We start from the raw sequence: 22883 nt of genomic DNA, 5'->3' as shown, positions 1-22883 counted from the left end.
CAAAGAAGACAAGCATATGGATCATAAGGCTCATTCTATGGAAACTATGAATCATGAGGCAATGACTACACATGAGCATAACGAAATGGCTGGCATGGATCATTCCATGCACATGGGAAATTTCAAGAAAAAATTTTGGCTTTCTCTCATACTCGCAATACCGATTATTTTTCTTTCACCCATGATGGGCGTCGATTTGCCTTTTCAGTTCACCTTTCCAGGTTCAGACTGGTTGGTCTTGATTTTAGCTTCAATTCTATTTTTTTATGGAGGAGAACCTTTCTTAAGCGGCGCTAAAATGGAGCTGAAACAGAAAAGTCCAGCGATGATGACGCTTATCGCAATGGGGATTTCAGTATCCTATTTTTACAGTGTTTATGCGTTTATTATGAACAAAATGATGCCGCAGAATCATGTGATGGATTTTTTCTGGGAGTTAGCGACATTGATCGTTATTATGCTCTTGGGTCATTGGATTGAAATGAATGCAATTTCAAATGCAAGCGATGCCTTACAAAAAATGGCGGAGCTTTTGCCAGACACAGTTAAAAGAGTGAATAAAGATGGCAGTGAAGAAGAAGTATCCTTGCAAAAAGTGCAACAAAATGATCACTTAGTTGTTCGAGCTGGGGATAAGATACCTGCTGATGGAATCATTACGAAGGGAACAACTTCAGTGGATGAATCTATGGTGACAGGGGAATCAAAAGCAGTCACAAAAAATGAACAGGATAAAGTGATCGGTGGCGCTGTAAATGGTGCCGGAACTATCGAAATAGTCGTTACAGGTACTGGTGAAACTGGTTATCTTTCAAAAGTAATGGACATGGTTAAAAAAGCACAAACTGAAAAATCAAAACTGGAATCGCTCTCTGATCGAGTAGCAAAATGGCTATTTTATATAGCACTTGGAGCTGGACTTTTAGCTTTCATTGTATGGTTGATTGTAGATCGAAATTTGAGTACAGCATTTGAACGTATGGTAACAGTTTTCATTATAGCTTGTCCACATGCTTTAGGATTGGCTATTCCTTTAGTGATCGCTCGTTCTACTTCGATTGCAGCCAAGCATGGTTTGCTATTAAAAAACCGCAATGCACTAGAGCAAGCAAACGATATTCAATATGTTATGTTGGATAAAACAGGCACACTGACAGAAGGCCGGTTTACAGTAACTGGTGTCGAAATAATAAATAATCAGATGAAGCAAAAAGAAGCCTTGGAAGTGATTGGTGCTTTAGAAAACAACGCCAATCATCCTTTAGCGATTGGAATTATGAATTATTTGAAGGAACAAAAAATTTCCCCCGATAAGGTAGAAAATCTTCAAAGTATCTCTGGTGTAGGTCTAACAGGAACGGTCAATGGGCAAGCAATTAAAATTGTTAATGAAAAAGAAGTTGAACGTTTAAATCTCCCGTTTGATCAATCGTTAAAAGAACGTTATCAAGAACAAGGAAATACATTAAGTTACTTAATCATTGATGATCAACTGATGGCCATGATTGCATTAGGCGATGTCATAAAACGAGAAGCAAAACAATTTATAACAGATTTAAAAGCTCAAAGTATCATCCCTGTGATGCTGACAGGTGATAATAAAGTAGCGGCTGAATCAGTTGCCCACTATTTAGGCATTGATGAATTTCATGGCGAGTTATTGCCGGAAGATAAAGAAAAAATAGTTCAAACTTATACAAACGAAGGCAAAAAAGTCATGATGGTTGGTGATGGTATCAATGATGCACCAAGTTTAGTTAGAGCAACGATTGGCGTTGCCATTGGTGCTGGCACAGATGTAGCAATTGACTCTGCAGATATTGTTTTAACAGATAGTGATCCAAAAGATATTCTTCGCTTTTTAGATCTGGCAAAACAAACGCGACGTAAAATGATTCAAAACCTTTGGTGGGGAGCAGGCTATAATATTGTTGCTATTCCACTTGCTGCTGGAATCCTTGCACCGTGGGGGATCTTATTAAATCCAGCTGTAGGTGCGGTGTTAATGTCTTTGAGTACGGTCATTGTTGCAGCAAATGCAATGACATTGCGTATCCACAATTAAAAAAATGAAAAGTAATGGATAATGCGTATATTTATTATGCATGTTCATTACTTTTTTGTGAATCTGATGAATAGAATCAGTGTTCATTTTTAGAGTGGAGGTTTGGGATGGAATATACAGAAATACTTGATTTTGAATCCAGCAAATTACTTAAAATTTTTAAGTTGCTTAGTGTCAGAAATGAGCCCAGTTCATTAGAAGAACTTTCAGTTAAACTTGGAGTCCATTCAAAAACAATAGCAAGGTCGCTTAAAAAAATAAAGAACTTAATTAAGCATTACCAGTTAGAGGAGCACTTAGAAATTTGTTGCCGTTCAAAAAATCATTTCTATCTAAAAAGAACGAATGATTTATACGTGGCACTTTTTATAGTCAGGTATTTAAATGACTTACCTGAAATTATTTTTTTAAAAGCAATTATTGAAGAGAAGACGATTCAAACAAAGCAACTAGCTAAAAAGTTGTTGATCAGTGAGTCTAGCATGAGAAGACGAGTAAAAAAAATCAATCAGGTACTGAAAAAAATGACTATCCGTTTAAAGTGGGGAACTTATGAATTGATCGGAGAAGAAGAACAGATCCGAGCCTTGATCTTGGGTTTTTATTGGTTTGTTTATCAAGGTACAGAAAATGATTTTTTATTGCAAGAAAAAGTCAGAAGTCAGTGCGTAACCGATCAACTGGTTCACTTTTTTCAAATGAAAATTAATGGTCTGCAAAAAGAATCACTTTTTCGAATAGTCCAAATTGCTGCTTGGCGTTCTAGACATGGAAGGAAAGTTTTGATCAAGAAAGAATGGAGGCAGTATATTGAAAATAGTGATATCTTCACACGATTTATAGTAGCTATGGGGAGTCAAAATCTGGTTGATAACTGGGATCATGAAGAATTATCCTATCTTTATTTGACCGTTCAAGCAAATTTTTTAGCTTATTTTGATCCAAGTGTGCAGACATTCATTATTGAAGAACATTACTCGAAGAAAACAACTTGTTATAGAAAAACGCACCTAGCTACACAAAAATTTAAACAAGTATTTTGGGATAAAAATTTTAATCAGTCAAATGGAAGTATCGTCTCTTTTTTGAGCTTTCACCTGTATTATGAACTGATTGCTAGTTTTCCGTTTGAAAGGAATACAACAATCGCAGACTTAGAAAAAAATTATCCCAGTTTTATGAGGAAGTTGGAAAAAGGAATAGGTGAAATGATTGAAGAAAATAGAAGTTATCAAAGGATACCAAAAGAAGCGTTATATTCTCGTTATTTTATAATTTTAAGTTCACTTATTCCGCCACTATACAATGAAAAAAGAGTATTGATTTGTTTGATGACTGATTTGTCACTTGAAAAAGAAAAAGAGCTGGGGAAAAGAATCACTAACTATTTCGAGTATAAATTCAATTTAATGGTGATCTATGCGAGAACGTCAAGTTCCATTTCATATGCGGATATTATTTTGACAACGGTTATTTATCAAGCTTTAGAACAGCAACATATCCAGCACGTATTACTCATAGAACCCATTTTTTCTGAAGAATTATTTATCCAAATTGAAAAATTAATCAAAGAAGTTGGAAAATGAAGCCCTTTCAACTAAATGTGTTAAAATAGATTAGTGAATAAATTATTAGGAGGTTTTTTTCGTGAAAAAGATTCAATTTGGAACCAGTGATTTACAAGTAGCATCAGTTATACTTGGTTGTATGAGGATGAATGGGGCTGAAAACCCGACGGAGATCATTGAGACAGCCTATGATCATGGCATTGATTTTTTTGATCATGCAGATATCTACGGCGGTGGTGAATGTGAAACGATTTTTGGCCAAGCATTGAAAGAATCGTCGATTAAAAGAGAAGATATCATTATTCAAACAAAATGTGGAATTCGTAAAGGGATGTTCGATTTTTCTAAAGACCACATTATTTCCTCTGTAGAGGGGAGTTTAAAGCGCCTAGGTGTAGATTATGTGGATGCCCTGTTACTTCATCGCCCAGACACATTGGTTGAGCCAGAAGAAGTAGCAGCAGCTTTTGATCAATTAGAAACTCAAGGGAAAGTAAAGTATTTCGGTGTTAGTAACCAAAAACCGATGCAAATCGACCTTTTAAAAAAGACAGTGAAACAACCCCTACTTGTAAATCAATTACAGTTTGGTATCAAACATACAGGGATGGTCGATCAAGGGATCCATGTGAATATGACTGATGAGGCGAGTGTTGATAGAGATGGTAGTATTTTAGATTATTCTCGCTTGAATGAGATGACGATACAAGCATGGTCACCTTATCAATATGGTTTCTTTGAAGGTGTTTTTATCGGAAACGAAAAATTCTCAGAACTGAATGCAACTTTAGATAAAATTGCTGAAAATCATAACTGCACAGCCACTGGGCTAGCCACTGCGTGGATCTTAAGACATCCTGCCAAAATGCAAGTTATTGCTGGAAGTATGAATAAAGAACGCATTAAGGAAATCGCTAAAGCAGCGGATATTGTATTAAGCAGAGAAGAATGGTATGAAATTTACCGTGCAGCTGGAAATATCTTACCATAAGTTGTAAAAAAATCGTTTTTATATTATTTATGAATAAAAGAGCCGGTGTTGGACAGAATTGCCTATCTCTGAGTAATAAGTTGGAATTCACGAGAAGTGCTCCTTAAATTTTTGTGACCAAGTAGGTACTATTTTATATCAGCTCGTATCTCGCTGTATTTTACAGCAATTTCAGCTTATTTCCGAAGGCGTTGTTTCTGTTTTCACTGTTTATTTGGATTTGTAGAAAATCTATTAAAATTATTACTCTTTCCCAAAGTGAACAAATAGAGAACTCTTGCAAAGGCTTATCATAGAGGTCAAGTTAAAAGGTTATTGCGATCATCTGCCATATCTAAAAAAATAAGAAATATTCTATAAGCCAAAATTCTAAAAATCGGCATTCCTTATTTTGATAGTATAAAGAAGAGTGAATAAAATCATTTTGCTTTCTAAATAATTGGATTGAGTGATTGTTTCTTAATTTAATGAAAAACAAAGAACTTTTCTGTCCAAAAAAGTTACATTTTAGAAATGTTTCGTTCATATAATATTCACAAATTACTTGTAATATAAAGACATAGAAGAAAGACAATAGTTACAAGCAATTCATTTCATTTGTGTGAACTCCTAATTGACCCGCTCTGAGTGTGCAGAGCGGGTCTTATTTTGTTTTCGATTAAGCTTTACGAACTTTAGTTCCTTCCTACTGCAAAGTTGACAGATTTTTGTTAGAATAAGAAGGAAACCAGTTTGCTGAAGATGAGGAGAAAAAAGATGACAAAAAATAAGTTATTATTAGTTGATGGAAACAGTGTAGCATTTCGAGCATTTTTTGCTTTGCACAATTCCCTAGAACGTTTTAAAAATAAAAATGGGTTACATACAAATGCTGTTTATGCGTTTAACAATATGTTTGAAAACGTGATGGCAAAAGAAAATCCGACACATGTGCTAGTCGCATTTGATGCAGGAAAAACAACCTTTAGAACCGAATTTTATCCAGAATATAAAGCAGGCCGTTCAAAAACACCAGGAGAATTTAAAGAACAAATGCCTTACATTCGAGAATTGCTAACTGGTTTAGGTGTGAAATATTATGAGTTAGATAATTATGAAGCAGATGATATCATTGGAACACTAGCGACTAAAGTACCAAAAGACGAATTTGATGTTGTTGTATTGTCTGGCGATCGAGATTTAACGCAACTAGCGACAGACTCAGTAAAAGTTGATATTACGATCAAAGGGGTTAGTGATTTAGAATCCTATACACCAGAACACGTAGCTGAAAAATACGATGGTTTAACACCAAATCAAATCATTGATATGAAAGGTTTAGCAGGAGATACATCCGATAATATCCCTGGGGTAACAAAAATCGGTGAAAAAACCGCTATTAAATTATTGAAAGAATTTGGTTCAGTTGAAGGTGTTTACGAAAATATCGATAGCTTGAAGCAAAGCAAAATGAAAGAGAATTTGATCAACGACAAAGAACAGGCATTTATGTCTAAGCGCTTAGCAACGATCAATGTAGATTCTCCAGTCAAAATCAATATCGATGAACTTAAATATGAAGGAAAAGACTTAGAAAAATTGATTCCATTCTATAAAGAAATGGAATTCAAGCAAATGCTAAGCAAATTAAATGTTGAAGAAGAAATAGTCGAGTTAGAAGATGTTCATTTTGATGTTGTAGATGCATTCACGCAAGAGATGTTTACTGACGATATGGCCTTGTATGTTGAAATGCTGGAAGATAATTACCACACTTCACCAATTGTAGGAGTTGCGTGGGGAACGAAGAACAAAGTGTATACGACGAATAGCTTGGAACTATTTGAAAGCAAACCATTTATTGATTGGTTGTTATCGGAAAAATACAAAAAAATAGTGTATGATGCAAAACGCACGTACGTTTCGCTTAACCGTTATGTTGGTAAGCCTCAAGGGATTACGTTTGATGTCTTATTAGCAGCATATCTATTAGATACTAATGATAATAGTGCGGATATTGAAGGCGTAGCGCAACATTATGGCTATACGGATATCCATTCGGACGAATCAGTTTATGGAAAAGGTGCAAAAAAAGGCTTACCAGAAGATGATGAGGCTTTCTTTAGTCATCTTGCCAGAAAAGTGAAAGCAATCCATTTTCTTTCTGAAAAACTAGATGCAGAATTAGTGGAGAAAAATCAAGCAGATTTATTCTATAAAATGGAATTACCGCTTTCAAAAATTTTAGGCGATATGGAGATCACAGGAATTCGTGTGGATGCTAATCGATTGAAAGAAATGCGGATCGAATTTTCAGATCGACTACGTGAAATCGAACAAAAAATATATGCAGAAGCAGGCGAAGAGTTCAACTTGAATTCACCTAAACAATTAGGGGTGATTTTATTTGAAAAAATGGGTTTGCCTGTTATTAAAAAAACAAAGACTGGCTATTCAACCGCGGTAGATGTATTAGAACAATTGAAAGAACAAGCGCCAATTGTAGAAGACATTTTAATTTACCGTCAGATTGCTAAAATTCAATCAACTTATGTTGAAGGGCTATTGAAAGTGATTCAGTCAGATGATAAAATCCATACACGTTACGTTCAAACATTAACCCAAACTGGTCGTTTAAGCTCAGTTGATCCTAACTTGCAAAACATTCCAATCCGCTTAGAAGAAGGACGGAAAATTCGGGAGGCTTTTATACCAAGAGAAAAAGACTGGTTGATTTTTTCATCCGATTATTCTCAAATTGAATTACGTGTTTTAGCGCATATTTCAGACGATCAACATTTGAAAGAAGCATTTATTGAAGGACAAGATATTCACTCAAGTACAGCAATGCGAGTATTTGGTATCGAAAAACCAGAGGATGTTACGTCAAATATGCGTCGTCAAGCGAAAGCTGTAAATTTTGGGATTGTCTATGGCATCAGTGATTATGGTTTGTCACAAAATCTAGGTATTACGAGAAAACAAGCGCAAGAATATATTGATACTTATTTTGAAAAATACCCAGGGGTTAAAAAATACATGGAAGATATCGTTCGTGATGCGAAAGATAAAGGCTTTGTAGAAACACTTTATAATCGCCGCCGTTATTTACCAGACATCAATTCACGCAATTTCAATTTACGTTCTTTTGCAGAACGGACTGCGATCAATACACCGATCCAAGGAAGTGCTGCGGATATTTTGAAAATTGCAATGATCAACATGCAAGAACGACTAAAAGAAGAAAATATGCAGGCGACGATGTTACTACAAGTGCATGATGAACTTGTTTTTGAAGCACCAGAATCTGAACTAGAAAAACTAAATGCATTAGTGAAAGATGTAATGGAAAACGCTGTTGCTTTACATGTACCGTTATTGACTGACAGCAGTTGGGGTAAAACATGGTACGAAGCAAAATAGTGAACTAAAATAATTTAAGAAAAGACTGACCAAACGAAAAAGTTATTGAAACTTTCATGCGTTCGTTGCGGTCTTTTTCTTCTAAGGAGAGATGGAAATTGCCTGAATTACCAGAAGTTGAAACAGTCAGGAAAGGGTTAGAAAAATTAGTGGTTGGCAAGACGATTGAAGAAGTTACAATATTATGGCCGAGAATCATCGAATCACCAGAATCAGAAATTTTTGCACAGCAGTTGATCGGTCAAACAATTGAAAAAATGGAACGTCGGGGCAAGTTTTTAATTTTCAAATTAACGAATTATGATATGATTTCCCATTTACGAATGGAAGGGAAATATGAAACCCATGATCCGAAAGAGGAGCGAACTAAGCACACGCATGTGGTTTTTACCTTTACTGATGGAACTGAATTACGCTATCTTGATGTTCGGAAATTTGGTCGTATGGTTTTAGTACCTAAGAATCAAGGGGAAAATTACAAAGGGATTTTAGCTCTAGGTCCTGAACCGATTCCCACTGAATTTAAGTTGTCGGAATTTCGTACAGGCTTGAAAAAGCATCACAAAGCAATCAAGCCGTTATTATTGGATCAGCGTTTAGTAACAGGCTTAGGCAATATTTATGTAGATGAAGCTTTATGGGAAGCAAAGATCCATCCTGAACAACCAGCAGACACATTAAAGCCAAAAGAAGTTGAACAGTTATATTATGCAATCATTGATGTTCTTGGTCGTGCGGTTGAAGCAGGAGGAACGACGATCCGTAGTTATCTAAACGCTTTAGGAGAAGCTGGAACGTTTCAAATTTCATTAAATGTTTATGGTCAGACTGAGAAACCTTGTCCAAGATGCGCAACGCCGATCAAAAAAATTAAAGTGGCGCAACGTGGTACACATTTTTGTCCTAAATGTCAAACCTTGAAAGTGAGGAATTGATCGATGGGTATGATATTAGGGCTGACAGGCGGTATTGCGACTGGGAAAAGTACAGTCGTTTCTGTATTTAAGAGTCTGAATTTTCCTATCGTCGATGCTGATGTAATTGCTCGGGAAATCGTTGAAGTGGGGACTCCAGCATTGGAAAAAATCGTTGCTGTTTTTGGTTTAGAGGTTTTAAACCAAGATGGATCACTAAATCGCAAAAAATTAGGCAGTATTGTTTTTTCTGATGAGAAAAAAAGAAAGATGCTTAACGAAGTATTATCGCCTTTTTTAAGAGATGAGATTTTATCTCAGATTGATCAGAAAAAGAATGAATCATCACTAGTTGTAGTTGACATCCCCTTATTATTTGAAGGCGGATATGATCAGTTTGTTGATAAAGTAGCAGTTGTTTACGTTCCAGAAGCGACGCAACTAGTCCGTTTGATGAAACGAGATAATTTAACCCAAGACGAGGCGCAACGACGGATCAATAGTCAATTGTCTATAGAGGAGAAAAAACAAAAGGCAGATATCGTATTTGATAATCAAAAAAGTATTCAAGAGACAGAAAAAATAGTACAAAAATGGGTATCCAAAAATATTTTTGAATAACATAACATGATTGTTGTTTATATTTTTTTGTGATAATTTAAAAATAATGAAAATGAATATGGGTAACCACGTATTGAGCATTGCTTTTACGTGGCTTTCTTGTTTTTTTAATACATATAGAACCGTAATATGGTTATTTATATAAACGTTTTAAAATAACGTTTTTCGTTCGGAAAACATAGACAATTCCGTCAAACCTGTGTTATCTTTTGTGAGCAAAAGGATTGCAAAAAAAATAAAAGGTAGTGGAATGTGAAATGAAAAAAGAAGTAGTGGTAATTGGTTTGGGCTATGTTGGGCTACCAAGTATAATAAATCATGTGAAAAATGGTCATAAAGTAATTGGATTTGATATTGATAAACGAAAAGTGGATATATTGAATAAAGGAATCAGTCCTCTTGACACAGTATTGGATGAAACAGTTCAAATGTTGAAAGAAAAAAGGACTGTATTTACCTATGATGGGCAATTAATCAAAGGTAAAGATGTCTATATTATTGACGTACCTACACCAATCGATAAAAATAAAATTCCTGATCTAAGCTATATCAAATCGGCTGTCAATTTGATCAAAAATAAAGTGAAAATAGGCTCGTTGATTATTTTAGAAAGTACAACGTATCCTGGAACAACGGAAGAATATCTTGTAGCTGAGTTTTCTAAACTTGGTTATCATATCGGAATTGATCTTTTCATCGCTTATTCCCCAGAAAGAATTGATCCAGGAAATACACAATCTCTCAGTGCTAAAATCCCAAGAATCGTTGCAGGACATACAAACAAATGCCTATCAAAAGTGGAAGATTTTTTTGGAAGCCATGTTTCTTCCGTTTCCAATTTGAAAACGGCTGAATTAGCTAAAATATATGAAAATACTTTCCGTTTGGTCAATATCGCTTTAGCAGATGAACTTCAAAAAATTTCGGATAATTTAGACATCGAAGTAGGCGAAGTGTTAGAAGCAGCGGCAACAAAACCTTTTGGATTTATGAAATTTACACCAAATTTAGGCATTGGCGGTCACTGTATCCCTGTAGATCCTTATTATCTTACTTGGCTGATGGCGGACCGAGGAGTAGAAACACCACTGATCGATATAGCAGGAAAAATCAACGATTCAATGCTTGATTATTATTTAGAAAAAATCAAAGATCTTTCGGCGCAGAGCAAAAAAGAGTTTGCAGAGATGAGTATTGCTGTTATTGGTGTAACATATAAAAAAAATATTGCTGATGTCAGAATGTCTTCAGTTATTTCACTGATAAAAAAATTAAAAGCGAAAAATATAAGCGTTGTTGCATATGATGATGTGATGCACCCATACAGTGCATCAACCGATGAAACAGTAATCGGTTTAGAACAAGATTATCAACAACTGATGCAATATGATCTAGTAATATATGCTGTTGATCATGATGTGTATGAGGACAAGAAAAAACTTATTATGGATAAGAGTCAATTGTTTTATGATTTAACGACCGTTTAATGCCCCCGTTGATTATAGATTATTCAAGTAGGAGGTGGAAAAAATAATGAATGATAGTTCGAGAAAAAACAGACGCAAAGAAAAACAACACGTTGAACAAAATCGCTCATGCCAGCTATTAAAAATAGTTCTATTACCATTGTTCCTTCTTCTTGCGGTGATTTTCCTAATTTACGGAAGAGATAAATTTTTATTTGATACATCCAAAAAACAAGAGGATTTGCTGATTGTTAAGGAAAAGAAATACGTAGATATCTATTCATGGGAAGAGTTAGTGGCAGCAATTTCAAATAAGGAATTGACTGAAATTAATCTCAAAAGAGACATTAAATTTCCTCAATCTCAAAATAAATTGGCGCTAAATCAGTTGATAAAAGTCCGTGAAGAGAAGATTTTTCGTTACGATGATACCTTAAAAAAAGAGCAAAAACAAACAATACTCAAGGTAAGTCTAATCAAACGAAATCTTAGTCGAAAAGTTTTGGTCAGTGGTGAACAACAAAGCATTAATTTGGGCAATGTAGAACTAGACCTTCCCAAGGGAGTGGAGCTTGAATTCAAAGAGGTAACGTTGATAAGGAGTTATCATTATTAAGCAAAATAGATTAGATTCACTGCAAAACTTTTTTGAAAGGATGTTTTGATGAAAAAAGGATTTTTCTTTTTATTAGAATTCTTAGGTATAATTTTTCTGTATATGATCCCCATCGTCTCCATACTGTATATCTCAGTTTATGAGTTGATTCATTTTTTTCACCCGTCAATCGAAAGTTTTATTTTATCTGGAAAACTCCCATTACTAGTCATGTTGATCATTTTTATGTTAGAAATCATTATTCATTGTACATTTAAACCTCAACAGAAAAAAATATTACGTAAGTTAGGAATCAAGCCTAAAATTAGGCGCTATAAAATAGGCTTTTGGGCAAATATTCGAAGTCAGAATATTAAGCATACACTGTATAATAAAAATGGTTTTTTGTTAGTATTTACGATTGTTTCGATTCTTTCTTTAGCGATTGTATGGTTTCAATTTAGGTTGCCAAGTGGTTATCGCCATTCTTTGAGTGGGATTGCACCTTTTTTTACAATGAGCGGTGGTATGGCATTAGCCACCCTTATTTTAAGTACTCTATATACGCCATATGCCTATGAAAAAGTCAGTAATCGAAATGTATATATACTGATGCCTATGTATAATGAACCAATTGAAAACGTTAAAAATACATTTCAATCTATTCTAAATCAAACACTTCTGCCGGCTGAATTAGTAGCAGTTGATGATGGCAGCTCGCTTGTTGATTATTCAGAGATTGCAAAAGAATACCAAGAGATTTTTGCGGAAAAAGGAATCTCCTTTCAATTTATTAAGCAGAAAAATAGTGGAAAACGGGCAGCACAACTAAATGCGTATAAGCATTTAGAAATTTCTGATTTTCATAATGAGATTATTTTGACGATCGATAGTGATACTGTTTTTGAAGAGCACGCGATAGAACAAGGCATTATTCCGTTTGAAGATGAGCGTGTTTATTCCGTTGCGGGTGTGATCGTGACAAGAAATGTTACAGATAATCTTTTGACTGTAATTACAGATTTATTAGTGATCGGACACATGGTATTGATAGAACGATCGATGAACTCTATGTTTGGCAGTGTAGCTGTTAATAGCGGCCCCATTGCCTTTTATCGGGCTGAAGTGTTATACTTAGCGCAAAAATTAGGATATGAAAATGAAACGTTTGGTCGTGTTAGAGTAGAATTTTCAGATGATAGTTTCTTAACAATGGCGGCAATGCTTTTAGGGAGAACCGTTGCTCAAATGACAGCAGTTTCTTATACAGATTTGCCGAATAAATTGAGTCATCATGTGCGACAACATCTACGTTGGAACAGAGGCAGTTTTATTAGAGGTTTTTGGCGGTTAGCGCTGTTCCCTGTTAATAGTTTTGTTTTTTTTAGACAGGCATTTGGCTGGGCAATGTTTGCGGCTATGAATGTTATTAAGTATCAATTGATTTACTGGGTATTTTTTGTAATGACCGATTTTCCATTAATTTTAGTTGCTCCGTTAGCATTTAGTGCAGTTTATTCCTTAGCCTATCTTTCAATTCCCAGGAATGATTTGGCAAATCGGGATAAATGGATTGTTTTTTTAGCTTTTCCATTTACTGTACTATGGGCAATTTTTGTATTGTCACCTGTTCGAATTTGGGGATATATTACTCATAAGAATACAGGTTGGGGCACGCGAGACAAAATAGAACTGTAAGACGATAATAATTGGGTCAGATTGAACGGTTGGAACGTTGTCTCACTCGATTATTTTTTTTTAAACAATCAAAATTTGTTATTAAATAAGAGACCTACAATAAGAAAAAAATGCTTAAGAAGTAATCGTTAATGACTGGTTTCTCAGGCATTTCATGTTATAATATAGAAAGTAAACTAAAACGAAACTTTAAAAATAGATATTATTAGATAAAATGAGGTGAACACTATGCGTTGTCCAAGATGTCATCATAATAACTCCCGTGTAATCGATAGTCGCCAAGCTGATGATGGTCGTGCGATTCGTCGTCGAAGAGAATGTGAAAATTGCAATTACCGTTTTACAACATTCGAACGAATTGAAGCAGCCCCTTTGTTAGTCATCAAGAAAAATGGCGACCGGGAAGAGTTTAATAGAGAGAAAATTTTGCGTGGATTGATCCGTTCGGCTGAAAAACGTCCAGTTGCCATGGAACAAATGGAGCAAATCGTTGACAATGTCGAAAACCGTGTACGTAGCTTAGGTGAAAATGAGATTTCGACTACTTTGGTCGGAGAATATGTAATGGAAGATTTAGTTAATTTGGATGAAATCGCCTATATCCGATTTGCCAGTGTCTACCGTCAATTTAAAGATATGAGTGTGTTCTTAAAAGAACTGCAGGGAATCGTTGATAAAGCAAAATCTTCAAATTCAGATACAACGAATGAATAAGGAGGTCTTTCCTTGAAAGACAATTGGAAAGAAATCCGTCCTAAAAGTATATTTAAAACAGCGATTGCTTCTCCCTTAGCGGATCAAGAACAAGCGGTATTGACGCTTTTATATCAGCCAATAATTGGTGCGCAAGCATTCAGCTTATATTTAACACTTTTATCAGAGATTGATGAGTCGGGAATGAGTGAATCTCTGTTTCATGCCGATCTGATCACGATGATGGATATCAGCATGAAACAAATTGAAGCAGCTAGAATGAAATTAGAAGGTATTGGCTTATTGTCGACCTTTGCCAAAGAGGATTCCGAATTAGGCATCCATTTCATCTATCGTTTAAATCATCCTGAAACTGCTGAGCGTTTTTTTAAAGATGAAGTATTGTCATTAACACTGTTAAATAGCGTAGGGCAAAGAAAGCTAGATAAGTTATTTGATCACTTTAAGCCGAAATATCTTAATTTAACTGGCTTTGAAGAGGTATCAGTAGGATTTAAGGACATCTATGTCTTCAAAGAAGAGCAAATCGTGTCTCAAAGCAAACAGCTAAGTCAAATGGAGCAAGCTTTTGATGATCCAAGGCCTGCCGGAAAACCAAGTGCCGTCAACGAAAGCTTTGATTGGTCCTATTTTGTTCAAGGAATCGAGAAACTTGGAATCAAGCTTCCAGACAATAATACTGGATTTAAAGAAGAAGTGTTTGTCTTTCATAATTTATTTGGCATTACAGAATTGGAAATGATCGATTTTTGTTCTAAATCATTTGATTATTATACGAGTAAGATTGATGTCAAAGACTTTGAACGAGCAATTTATAGAACCTATGATCCTGATAAAAAACAAAGACTTAGTGAGTTTCAACAGAATGATTCGGTGGATTTATCTGCTGAGGATCAACAAACGTATCGCTATAACTCATTAAAAATGAACGGCTTTTCAACTCAAGATATCCAAATGATCATGGATAGTGAAAAGAATTTTCCACTAAATTATTTGGAAGCTTTAAAAAATGAACGTGGTGGGTATACAACTCCTCAAGAACGTTCGTTGGTCAAGTATTTGGTGAGTAAATCTGGTTTGCCTAATAGTGTGATTAATGTATTGATCAATTATGTTTATAATATCCAAAAACAACCCACACTAAAAGCGGACTATATCAATCGAATTGCTAATGAGTGGGCACAAAGTGGTATTTTTTCACCAGAAAAGGCCATTGAGCATGTGCGTGAAATTGCTAAAAAAGGCAAGGAACAAAAGCAAACAAGACAACGATATGGTCAAAATAATCGACCGATTCGTCAAGAAACGTTGCCTGACTGGGTAGAAAATCCAGTTGAGGAACAAAAGTTATCTAAAGAAGAGCAAGCAAGATTGGATAAAGAAATTCAAGATTTCTTGAGTAAAGGAGGCGACAAATAATGGAAGATGTAGGCAAAGAAATGTCAAAAATCATTCAAAATAGAGATATGAACGAACGGTACAATGAGCTTGTTGAAGTTGTCTTAAAAGATACAGATGTGCAACAGTTTATTCAGGAAAATCGCGAGCGATTGACGGACGATGATGTTCGCAAAAGCTATTCAAAACTTTATGAATTTGTTCAAGAAAAACGTAAATATCAGCTGAATGATCCAACCATGATTGCTCCTGGATACGAGCCTAAATTGACCTTGAATTTCCATTATATTGATGTCACCTATGTACCGACAGAAGCGCTTATCGCTAAGCAAAAAGAAGACGAAATTCGTAAGCGAGTGCGTGCAATGGATATGCCAAAAGATGTTCGTGAAGCTAGTTTAAGTAGATTCGATACAGCATCCCAAGGTCGCGCTCAAGCGATGGCTGAGACAATGAAATTTTTAAATGAATACACGTCAAAACCAAAAGAATTTCATAAAGGGCTTTATCTTCAAGGAACGTTTGGTGTCGGAAAATCGTTCTTGTTGGGTGCAATAGCTAATAGTTTAGCTGAGCGTGGTTTTGTTACGACGATCGTTCATTTTCCAACATTTACAGTAGAGATGAAGCAAGCAATTGGTAAAGACATGGTTGGACCAAAGCTAGATGCGGTCAAGAAATCACCAGTTTTGATGATTGACGATTTAGGTGCGGAATCAATGACTTCTTGGATTCGTGATGATGTATTGAGCGTTATTTTACAATATCGAATGCAAGAGCAATTAGTGACGTTCTTTTCATCAAATCTTGATTTGAAAGAGTTAGAGAAACATTTATCCGTGACGCAACGCGGAGAACAAGAACCTTTGAAAGCTCGTAGAATCATGGAACGTATTCGATACTTGGCAAAAGAGATCACGATGTCTGGCAATGATCGAAGAAATGGTTAAACTGTCTAGTCGCTAGACAGTTTTTTTGTATCCAATAATCTTACAATTCTAGGAATGGACTGATATGAATGCGATCGTTTATAATAAAGTATCACTATTGGAGGGCGAGTTTATGAAAAAAATCGTAGTATCATTATTGTCGATTTTGACATTAATTTCTTTAGGAGCCTGTGCTGAAAATAAAAAAGATACATCGAAAGGAAGCAGTGAAACTATATTGACTAGTAACAAAGAACAATCAACTGAACCTACATCTAGCAGTTTAGACAAAGAAAGGTCGCAAGCAGTTTTTACGGCTGTCTTAGTTGAAGATGCGAAGAAAAACGAAACGGTGGATCAATCGATTCGCTTGGTTTTAAATGAGGTCAAAGCAATTGAAGATCCCGAAAAAATCCTTGGTATGATGAAAAATGAGGGAGTTATTTTAAATGTCTCAACAAACCAATTAGCTGATGATGTTACAGAAGAAAATTTGAAAGCAGGGGATAAGGTCCAATTTACTTTGGTTGATTTACCTGCTATGACGATGTCGATCCCACCACAAGTTGCTGGTAATTCAGTTGTGAAAGTAGAAAAAATTTAATAAAAAATTTAAAAAAACAGATGACTGAAAACGTAAAAAAACATACGTTTTTAGTGTCTGTTTTTTTGATATTTGAAATGATTAAAAAATAAAATTTAAATAAAAGTGTTGACAGTCATTTTAAAATGATGGTATAGTTTCACCTGTAAGATAACTAAATAGATTTGTTAGGTGAGGCTCCTATACAAACACAGGCTACTGCCCAAAAACATCGAGAGATGCCAATGGGTAGAACAGGGATTGTCGATTACAAGGCTTTTCATAAGGTAGCTAAAAGCTCTGCTTTTTACGTTGTATAGTGCCAAAACTCAACGACTAGATCATGCAGGCTTTTTTTTGTGCGCCTATTTATGACCTTCCGCTGAGTTTTGGCGGAAGGTTTTTGCTGTGAATCACTACGATTGGCTTCGCCAGAGTAGATGATGAACAGTACTTGGCGACCAAAGGGAGAGAAGTAACCTTAGTCCTGAATCACCATAATTCGTTACGACTGTATCAAATTCTAAAAGCTTTAAGAATAGACCCACTATGATTAAACAAGGGCCAGAGTAGATGATGAACAGTACTTGGCGACCAAAGGGAGAGAAGTAACCTTAGTCCTGAATCACCATAATTCGTTACGACTGTATCAAATTCTAAAAGCTTTAAGAATAGACCCACTATGATTAAACAAGGACCAGAGTAGATGATGAACAGTATTTGGCGACCAAAGGGAGAGAAGTAATCCATTAAAAGAAACAACAAATTTCTCCAAAATGATGAAGCAGATAGTGAGCATTCCTTAGTAAGCCACGAAAGATAAGACCAAAAAGCCTAACATCCAACAAGCAAATCTAAGAAAGGAGCAAACTTATGCATTTTTAATCAGTATTATTGCTAGTATTTTTGCCGGAATGATTATTGGAGCAGAAAGACAATGGCGGAAAAAATTAGCTGGTATGAGAACGATGACTTTAGTGACATTTGGTTCGTGTCAATTTGTCTCATTGTCTACATTGATCCAAGACGATAGTAGTCCGACAAGAATAGCAGCACAAGTAGTTAGTGGGATCGGTTTTCTTGCTGGGGGAGTGATTTTAAGAGAAGGGTTTAGTGTGACAGGTATCAATACAGCGGCAACTTTATGGTGTTCAGCAGCAGTTGGTAGCATGATTGGAGCTGGGTTTGTGATTGAAGGAGTCCTTTGTGCGGTTGTTTTAATGTTAGTCAATATCCTGTTAAGAAATTTATCTCTCAAAATAGATGATTACACGGTTCAAAGAGAAGACAAACAAATAGAGTCGATCCATTATCTTTCAGTGATTGCGAGTAATACTTGTGAGGTCATGCTTAGAACAGAAATCATCCAATTGTTAGATAAATATTGTTTAACATTTACTAAGTTTTCTTGTACAGACCTAGCAGGAAAAAAAGTCCGACTATTTTTGGAAATCGAAGCGACAAGAAATGGCACACTTGCTGTCAATACGATCATTTCAGAATTATCTCAGCTTTCAGAAATCATCGAGATTAATCAAATGAATAACTAAAAGAATGGAGGAATCAACATGGTAAAGCAGCGATGGTGAAAATCGTAAATTGGAATAGTGAAGAATATTGGGCAGGAATAAAGTTAAGAAACCAGTTGCTAAAAACAAGTGCAGGTAAAGCTTGGATTAATGACTTACCCTTAAATGAAAAAAAGGACATCCATATGGCAGCGATGATTGATGGAAGAGTGGTGGGAACATTACTTCTTTCAATGAAAACTCAAACAGCAGCTCAAATCAAACAAGTGGCTATCGATGAAAGCTATCAAGGGTTTGGCCTAGGAAAAAAATTGCTTGAATCTGCTGAAAGAATTGCAGAGCTGATGAACTTTCAATCTGTATTTTTAACTGGACGTAAGCAAGCTTGGGGTTTTTATGATCATTTTGGGTATCAAAGTGTCGGGTGTGCGTATTCAGATGGACAAGTGATTTTAAAAAAATTCGAGAAAAGGTTTTACGCTAAAAATAATATAGGCAAGCTTGGAATTATTAAACATATAACGCTAAAGGAGATGGAAACAAATGGATGACAGTAGTCAGATGATCAAGGACTTATGTAAAAAGAAACCGTTGTTAAAGATATGTGAATACTATTGTCTATTTGTTTCTAGTATAGTCAAGTAACTTCCTCCGATAACAGCCTCTCTTTTTCCATGAGTCCGTTCCCTAAAAAATACAATATCATTGAAATCAAATGAATGATTGTGTTCTGACAATCGTTTTTGATTTCAATAATCAGAGTTTTAGAAAGAAGGAGAAACAAATGGAGAAAAGAGAATTAGTATCAAAAAAGAGCAATCAATCGTATGAATATTTTGCAAGAAACTCAATTGAAAATATCATAACGTATTTTAAATCTTCTAAAGGAGGACTAACGCATCAGCAAGCCATCCTATCAAGAGAAAAGTACGGAGAAAATATCATTACACATGGTAAAAAAACACCATTGATTGTTGAGATAATCAAAGCATATTTTACCCCTTTTACGATTGTCCTCCTTACATTAGCAATCATTTCGTTCATCACTGATTATGTGATTGCAGCGCCTGAGGATCGTGATCTTGTTGGTGTTTTGATTATTTTAGCGATGGTCTTGATCAGTGGAACAATGACCCTGATTCAATCGGTTAAATCAAATCAAGCAGCAGAAAAATTGAATAATTTAGTAAAAGTTACAGCAACTGTCGTTCGCAGAAAAAAAACAGTAGAACTTCCCATAGAAGAAATTGTTTGCGGAGATATCGTAAAATTGTCAGCAGGAGATATGATTCCGGCAGATATACGATTAATGAAAACCAAAGATTTATTTGTTTCTCAATCAGCTATGACAGGTGAAAGTTATCCAGTAGAAAAAAGAGCAGACTATAAACTAAAGGTGAACAGTGTTGAAACAGAATATGAAAACATTGTATTTATGGGCAGTAATGTCATCAGTGGTAGCGCCGAAGGAATTGTAGTTTCAGTGGGAGAAGGTACACTTTTCGGGAAAGTAGCGCGAGATGTTTCTGATAAAAATCCTCAAACAAATTTTGAAGTAGGGATTAGCAGAACATCGTGGTTATTGATTCGGTTTATGTTAGTGATGGCACCTGCAGTATTTTTGATCAATGGCTTAACAAAAGGTGATTGGTTTGAAGCCTTTCTTTTTGGTTTGTCTGTCGCGGTTGGTTTAACACCAGAAATGTTGCCGATGATCGTCACGACCAATCTTGTAAAAGGTGCGTCAAGTATGGCGAAAAAGGGAACTATTATTAAAAACTTAAATGCAATTCAGAACTTCGGTGCAATCGATATTTTATGCACAGACAAAACAGGTACACTGACTCAAGATAAAATTATCTTAGAGTATCATTTAGACTGTGATGGAAAAGAAGATAGTCGCGTATTACGCCATGCTTTTTTCAATAGTTATTATCAAACAGGATTGAAAAATTTAATGGATGTTGCCATCATTGATGCAGCGAAATCAGAATTATCGATCGATCCTTCTGATTATCGAAAAGTAGACGAAATTCCCTTTGATTTTAAACGTCGTCGGATGAGCGTCGTGATCGAAGATGCCGCTGGAAAAACGCAAATGATCACGAAAGGTGCTGTAGAAGAAATGTTGGACATTTCAAGCTTCGTTGATTATCAAGGAGCAGTCACTCCATTAACTGAAGAACTTAAAAGTGAAATTTTAAAAACAGTTGAAGCGTTAAATGAAGATGGCTTACGTGTATTGGCGGTTTCTCAAAAGACAAACCCTGCGACAATTGATGAGTTCTCTGTTTCTGATGAAAATGAAATGGTATTGATCGGCTATCTTGCCTTTCTTGATCCACCAAAAGAAACAACGAAAGCTGCTTTAGAAGCCCTAAAAAATCATGGGGTTGGTGTGAAAGTATTAACTGGTGATAATGCATTAGTGACAAAGTCGGTATGTAAGCAAGTAGGATTAGCCAATGAAGAATTAATCACTGGCAACGAAATCACACGAATGAACGATTTTGAATTAAAAACGATCGCGGAAAAATATAACATTTTCGTAAAATTAACACCGCAGCAAAAAACAAGAATCGTTCAGGTATTAAGAGAAGCTGGGCATACAATTGGTTTCATGGGTGACGGAATTAATGATGCCCCTGCAATGAAGGAAGCAGATGTAGGAATTTCTGTTGATACTGCAGTAGATATTGCAAAAGAATCGGCAGATGTCATCTTGCTGGAAAAAGACTTGATGATTCTTGAACGTGGCTTATTAGCAGGTAGAACGACTTTTGGAAATATCATGAAATATGTCAAAATGACAGCGAGTTCTAATTTTGGCAATATGTTTTCAGTCGTTGTTGCAAGTATCTTCTTACCATTTTTACCAATGCTACCACTACAATTGCTGTTTTTGAATTTGATTTATGATATTTCTTGCATGTCGATACCGTGGGATCATGTTGATGATCAGTACTTGGAACAACCTAAAAAATGGGATGCGTCAAAAATCGGTTCCTTCATGACATGGTTAGGACCCACTAGCTCAGTTTTTGATATTACGACGTATTTGTTAATGTACTTTGTTATTTGCCCGCAATTAGTTGGTGGCAATTATCATGACCTAGCTCCAGCACAACAAGCGACTTTTATTGCAATTTTCCATGCGGGTTGGTTTGTTGAATCACTTTGGTCGCAAACATTGGTGATCCACACATTGCGGACACCCAAAATACCATTTTTACAAAGTCGAGCATCGTTTATTCTAACAACAATTACTTCATTAGGAATTGCGGTAGGAACGATTTTACCATTTACAGGATTTGGTCAAACTTTGGGCTTAGCTGAATTACCACTAAACTATTTTGCATGGTTAGCTGTAACGATAGTCAGTTACTTGGTGCTAGTGATGATCGTCAAAAAATTCTATGTAAATCGTTTTGGTGAACTATTGTAAAATAACTAGAATTTATGTATGAGGATTTTACCCCAATAAAAGCAGAGTTGAACATTCTTGATTGTGTGTTCTGACTTTGCTTTTATTTTATTGAACTTGATGTGTTTTTTTATAAAAAAGCTTGTATAATTGAGTTAGTTTAAAAAAATATAAAATTAATCGAGGACTGAGACTGGATGAGTATTTTTATTTTAGAAGACGATATTATTCAAGCGCAAGCCTTAAAAAGATTAGTAGAAGAAATTTGCCAGGAAAATAGTATCAACTATGAAGAGATCCATGTTACAAATAAAGGGAAGCAGATTATAGAGCAGATTTCAAAATCATTCACGCAAAATCTGTATTTTCTTGATATAGAAATCAAAAAATCAACATATAACGGCTTTGAAGTTGCTAAAAAGATTCGTACAATTGACGATACCGGTTTAATTGTTTTTATAACGACACATTCCGAGTTTGCTCCGATATCCTATCAATATATGGTCTCAGCTTTAACATTTATCGATAAAATGACGGAGCCAGAAAAATTAAAGCTAGAAATTGAAAAGTGTCTGGTTAAATATCGACAGTTGAATCAAAAACAAGAGATGAATGACTATTTATTTATTAATAATAGTCATTCAACAATTAAAGTCCCTATTTCAGATTTTTATTATGCAATGACAACAGAGGCACATCGCTTAGCACTGTTTACTCAAAATCGATCGCTACGTTTCTATGGTGAATTAAAAGAAGTTGAACGTACAAAGAACCAATTCATACGTTGTCACCAATCATATGTTGTTAATTTGGATAAAATTTGTGAAATCGATCACCATAACCGCGAGTTGATTTTATTAAATGGAATGAAAATTCCAGTATCAAGACGACTATTGAAATCAGTGACTGACTGTTGGAGAGAAAGATAAAAAAAGTATTTTAAAAAAAGGGATGGTTGGTCAGTGAACACGGGAATAATTACTATA

Annotated in this window: 17 protein-coding genes and 1 riboswitch; all 17 genes read left to right on the top strand. The window is 35.3% G+C overall.

Annotation, left to right across the window (positions count from 1 at the left end; all coding sequences use genetic code 11):
- Positions 1–16 precede the first annotated feature (16 nt).
- The 17 genes from RV15_RS13445 to RV15_RS13365 all read left to right on the top strand — a co-directional run bounded on the left by RV15_RS13445 (position 17) and on the right by RV15_RS13365 (position 22826).
- Positions 17–2065 carry a heavy metal translocating P-type ATPase gene (locus RV15_RS13445; protein ID WP_083429189.1) on the top strand — a complete coding sequence of 683 codons (2049 nt, stop codon included), beginning with the start codon at positions 17–19 and terminating at the stop codon, positions 2063–2065.
- A 107-nt stretch (positions 2066–2172) separates the two neighbouring features.
- Positions 2173–3651, top strand: a complete 1479-nt coding sequence (locus tag RV15_RS13440; RefSeq protein WP_071878536.1) for a helix-turn-helix domain-containing protein — start codon at positions 2173–2175, stop codon at positions 3649–3651.
- A gap of 61 nt (positions 3652–3712) precedes the next feature.
- The gene (locus tag RV15_RS13435) at positions 3713–4624 is read left to right on the top strand and encodes an aldo/keto reductase (protein WP_071878535.1); all 912 of its coding nucleotides are present in this window, start codon (positions 3713–3715) and stop codon (positions 4622–4624) included.
- Positions 4625–5380: 756 nt separating this feature from the next.
- Positions 5381–8026, top strand: a complete 2646-nt coding sequence (gene polA, locus RV15_RS13430; protein WP_071878534.1) for a DNA polymerase I — start codon at positions 5381–5383, stop codon at positions 8024–8026.
- Between the two features lie 98 nt (positions 8027–8124).
- Positions 8125–8961, top strand: a complete 837-nt coding sequence (gene mutM, locus RV15_RS13425) for a DNA-formamidopyrimidine glycosylase (RefSeq protein WP_071878533.1) — start codon at positions 8125–8127, stop codon at positions 8959–8961.
- A 3-nt stretch (positions 8962–8964) separates the two neighbouring features.
- Positions 8965–9561 (top strand): dephospho-CoA kinase, encoded by a 597-nt coding sequence (gene coaE / locus RV15_RS13420; RefSeq protein WP_174549280.1) that lies wholly within the window; start codon positions 8965–8967, stop codon positions 9559–9561.
- Positions 9562–9818: 257 nt separating this feature from the next.
- Positions 9819–11048: a nucleotide sugar dehydrogenase gene (locus RV15_RS13415; protein WP_071878532.1), complete on the top strand. Its 1230-nt coding sequence runs from the start codon at positions 9819–9821 to the stop codon at positions 11046–11048.
- Between the two features lie 46 nt (positions 11049–11094).
- Complete coding sequence (locus RV15_RS13410) at positions 11095–11643, top strand: pectate lyase-like adhesive domain-containing protein (RefSeq protein WP_071878531.1); 549 nt, start codon at positions 11095–11097, stop codon at positions 11641–11643.
- Between the two features lie 48 nt (positions 11644–11691).
- Entirely contained in the window at positions 11692–13320 is a 1629-nt protein-coding gene (locus tag RV15_RS13405; protein ID WP_071878530.1) for a glycosyltransferase, read from the top strand.
- Between the two features lie 228 nt (positions 13321–13548).
- On the top strand, positions 13549–14034 hold the full coding sequence (nrdR, locus tag RV15_RS13400; RefSeq protein WP_010761066.1) for a transcriptional regulator NrdR: 486 nt from the start codon (positions 13549–13551) through the stop codon (positions 14032–14034).
- A gap of 12 nt (positions 14035–14046) precedes the next feature.
- Positions 14047–15453 (top strand): replication initiation and membrane attachment family protein, encoded by a 1407-nt coding sequence (locus tag RV15_RS13395; RefSeq protein WP_071878529.1) that lies wholly within the window; start codon positions 14047–14049, stop codon positions 15451–15453.
- Positions 15453–16382 (top strand): primosomal protein DnaI, encoded by a 930-nt coding sequence (gene dnaI, locus RV15_RS13390; protein WP_071878528.1) that lies wholly within the window; start codon positions 15453–15455, stop codon positions 16380–16382. Before RV15_RS13395 ends, dnaI begins: the two co-directional genes overlap by 1 nt.
- A gap of 112 nt (positions 16383–16494) precedes the next feature.
- Complete coding sequence (locus RV15_RS13385; RefSeq protein ID WP_071878527.1) at positions 16495–16965, top strand: hypothetical protein; 471 nt, start codon at positions 16495–16497, stop codon at positions 16963–16965.
- A 156-nt stretch (positions 16966–17121) separates the two neighbouring features.
- A riboswitch (M-box (ykoK) riboswitch) is annotated at positions 17122–17292 on the top strand.
- A gap of 491 nt (positions 17293–17783) precedes the next feature.
- Positions 17784–18494, top strand: a complete 711-nt coding sequence (locus tag RV15_RS13380; RefSeq protein WP_342715579.1) for an MgtC/SapB family protein — start codon at positions 17784–17786, stop codon at positions 18492–18494.
- A 32-nt stretch (positions 18495–18526) separates the two neighbouring features.
- Positions 18527–19024 carry a GNAT family N-acetyltransferase gene (locus RV15_RS13375; RefSeq protein WP_071878525.1) on the top strand — a complete coding sequence of 166 codons (498 nt, stop codon included), beginning with the start codon at positions 18527–18529 and terminating at the stop codon, positions 19022–19024.
- 164 nt (positions 19025–19188) lie between these two features.
- On the top strand, positions 19189–21918 hold the full coding sequence (gene mgtA, locus RV15_RS13370; RefSeq protein WP_281246841.1) for a magnesium-translocating P-type ATPase: 2730 nt from the start codon (positions 19189–19191) through the stop codon (positions 21916–21918).
- Positions 21919–22094: 176 nt separating this feature from the next.
- Positions 22095–22826, top strand: a complete 732-nt coding sequence (locus RV15_RS13365) for a LytR/AlgR family response regulator transcription factor (RefSeq protein WP_071878523.1) — start codon at positions 22095–22097, stop codon at positions 22824–22826.
- Positions 22827–22883: the final 57 nt, after the last annotated feature.

The organism is Enterococcus silesiacus, from assembly GCF_001886225.1.
Lineage (GTDB): Bacteria > Bacillota > Bacilli > Lactobacillales > Enterococcaceae > Enterococcus_L > Enterococcus_L silesiacus.
This window is presented reverse-complemented; position numbering and strand designations above follow the sequence as displayed.

Excerpts from the sequence above, each read along its gene's own strand:
- RV15_RS13445 (WP_083429189.1), top strand. The coding sequence starts at position 17 with ATGGATCATAAGGCTCATTCTATGGAAACTATGAATCATGAGGCAATG.
- RV15_RS13440 (WP_071878536.1), top strand. The coding sequence starts at position 2,173 with ATGGAATATACAGAAATACTTGATTTTGAATCCAGCAAATTACTTAAA.
- polA (WP_071878534.1), top strand. The coding sequence starts at position 5,381 with ATGACAAAAAATAAGTTATTATTAGTTGATGGAAACAGTGTAGCATTT.
- coaE (WP_174549280.1), top strand. The coding sequence starts at position 8,965 with ATGGGTATGATATTAGGGCTGACAGGCGGTATTGCGACTGGGAAAAGT.
- RV15_RS13415 (WP_071878532.1), top strand. The coding sequence starts at position 9,819 with ATGAAAAAAGAAGTAGTGGTAATTGGTTTGGGCTATGTTGGGCTACCA.
- RV15_RS13410 (WP_071878531.1), top strand. The coding sequence starts at position 11,095 with ATGAATGATAGTTCGAGAAAAAACAGACGCAAAGAAAAACAACACGTT.
- RV15_RS13405 (WP_071878530.1), top strand. The coding sequence starts at position 11,692 with ATGAAAAAAGGATTTTTCTTTTTATTAGAATTCTTAGGTATAATTTTT.
- nrdR (WP_010761066.1), top strand. The coding sequence starts at position 13,549 with ATGCGTTGTCCAAGATGTCATCATAATAACTCCCGTGTAATCGATAGT.
- dnaI (WP_071878528.1), top strand. The coding sequence starts at position 15,453 with ATGGAAGATGTAGGCAAAGAAATGTCAAAAATCATTCAAAATAGAGAT.
- RV15_RS13385 (WP_071878527.1), top strand. The coding sequence starts at position 16,495 with ATGAAAAAAATCGTAGTATCATTATTGTCGATTTTGACATTAATTTCT.
- RV15_RS13375 (WP_071878525.1), top strand. The coding sequence starts at position 18,527 with ATGGTGAAAATCGTAAATTGGAATAGTGAAGAATATTGGGCAGGAATA.
- mgtA (WP_281246841.1), top strand. The coding sequence starts at position 19,189 with ATGAATGATTGTGTTCTGACAATCGTTTTTGATTTCAATAATCAGAGT.
- RV15_RS13365 (WP_071878523.1), top strand. The coding sequence starts at position 22,095 with ATGAGTATTTTTATTTTAGAAGACGATATTATTCAAGCGCAAGCCTTA.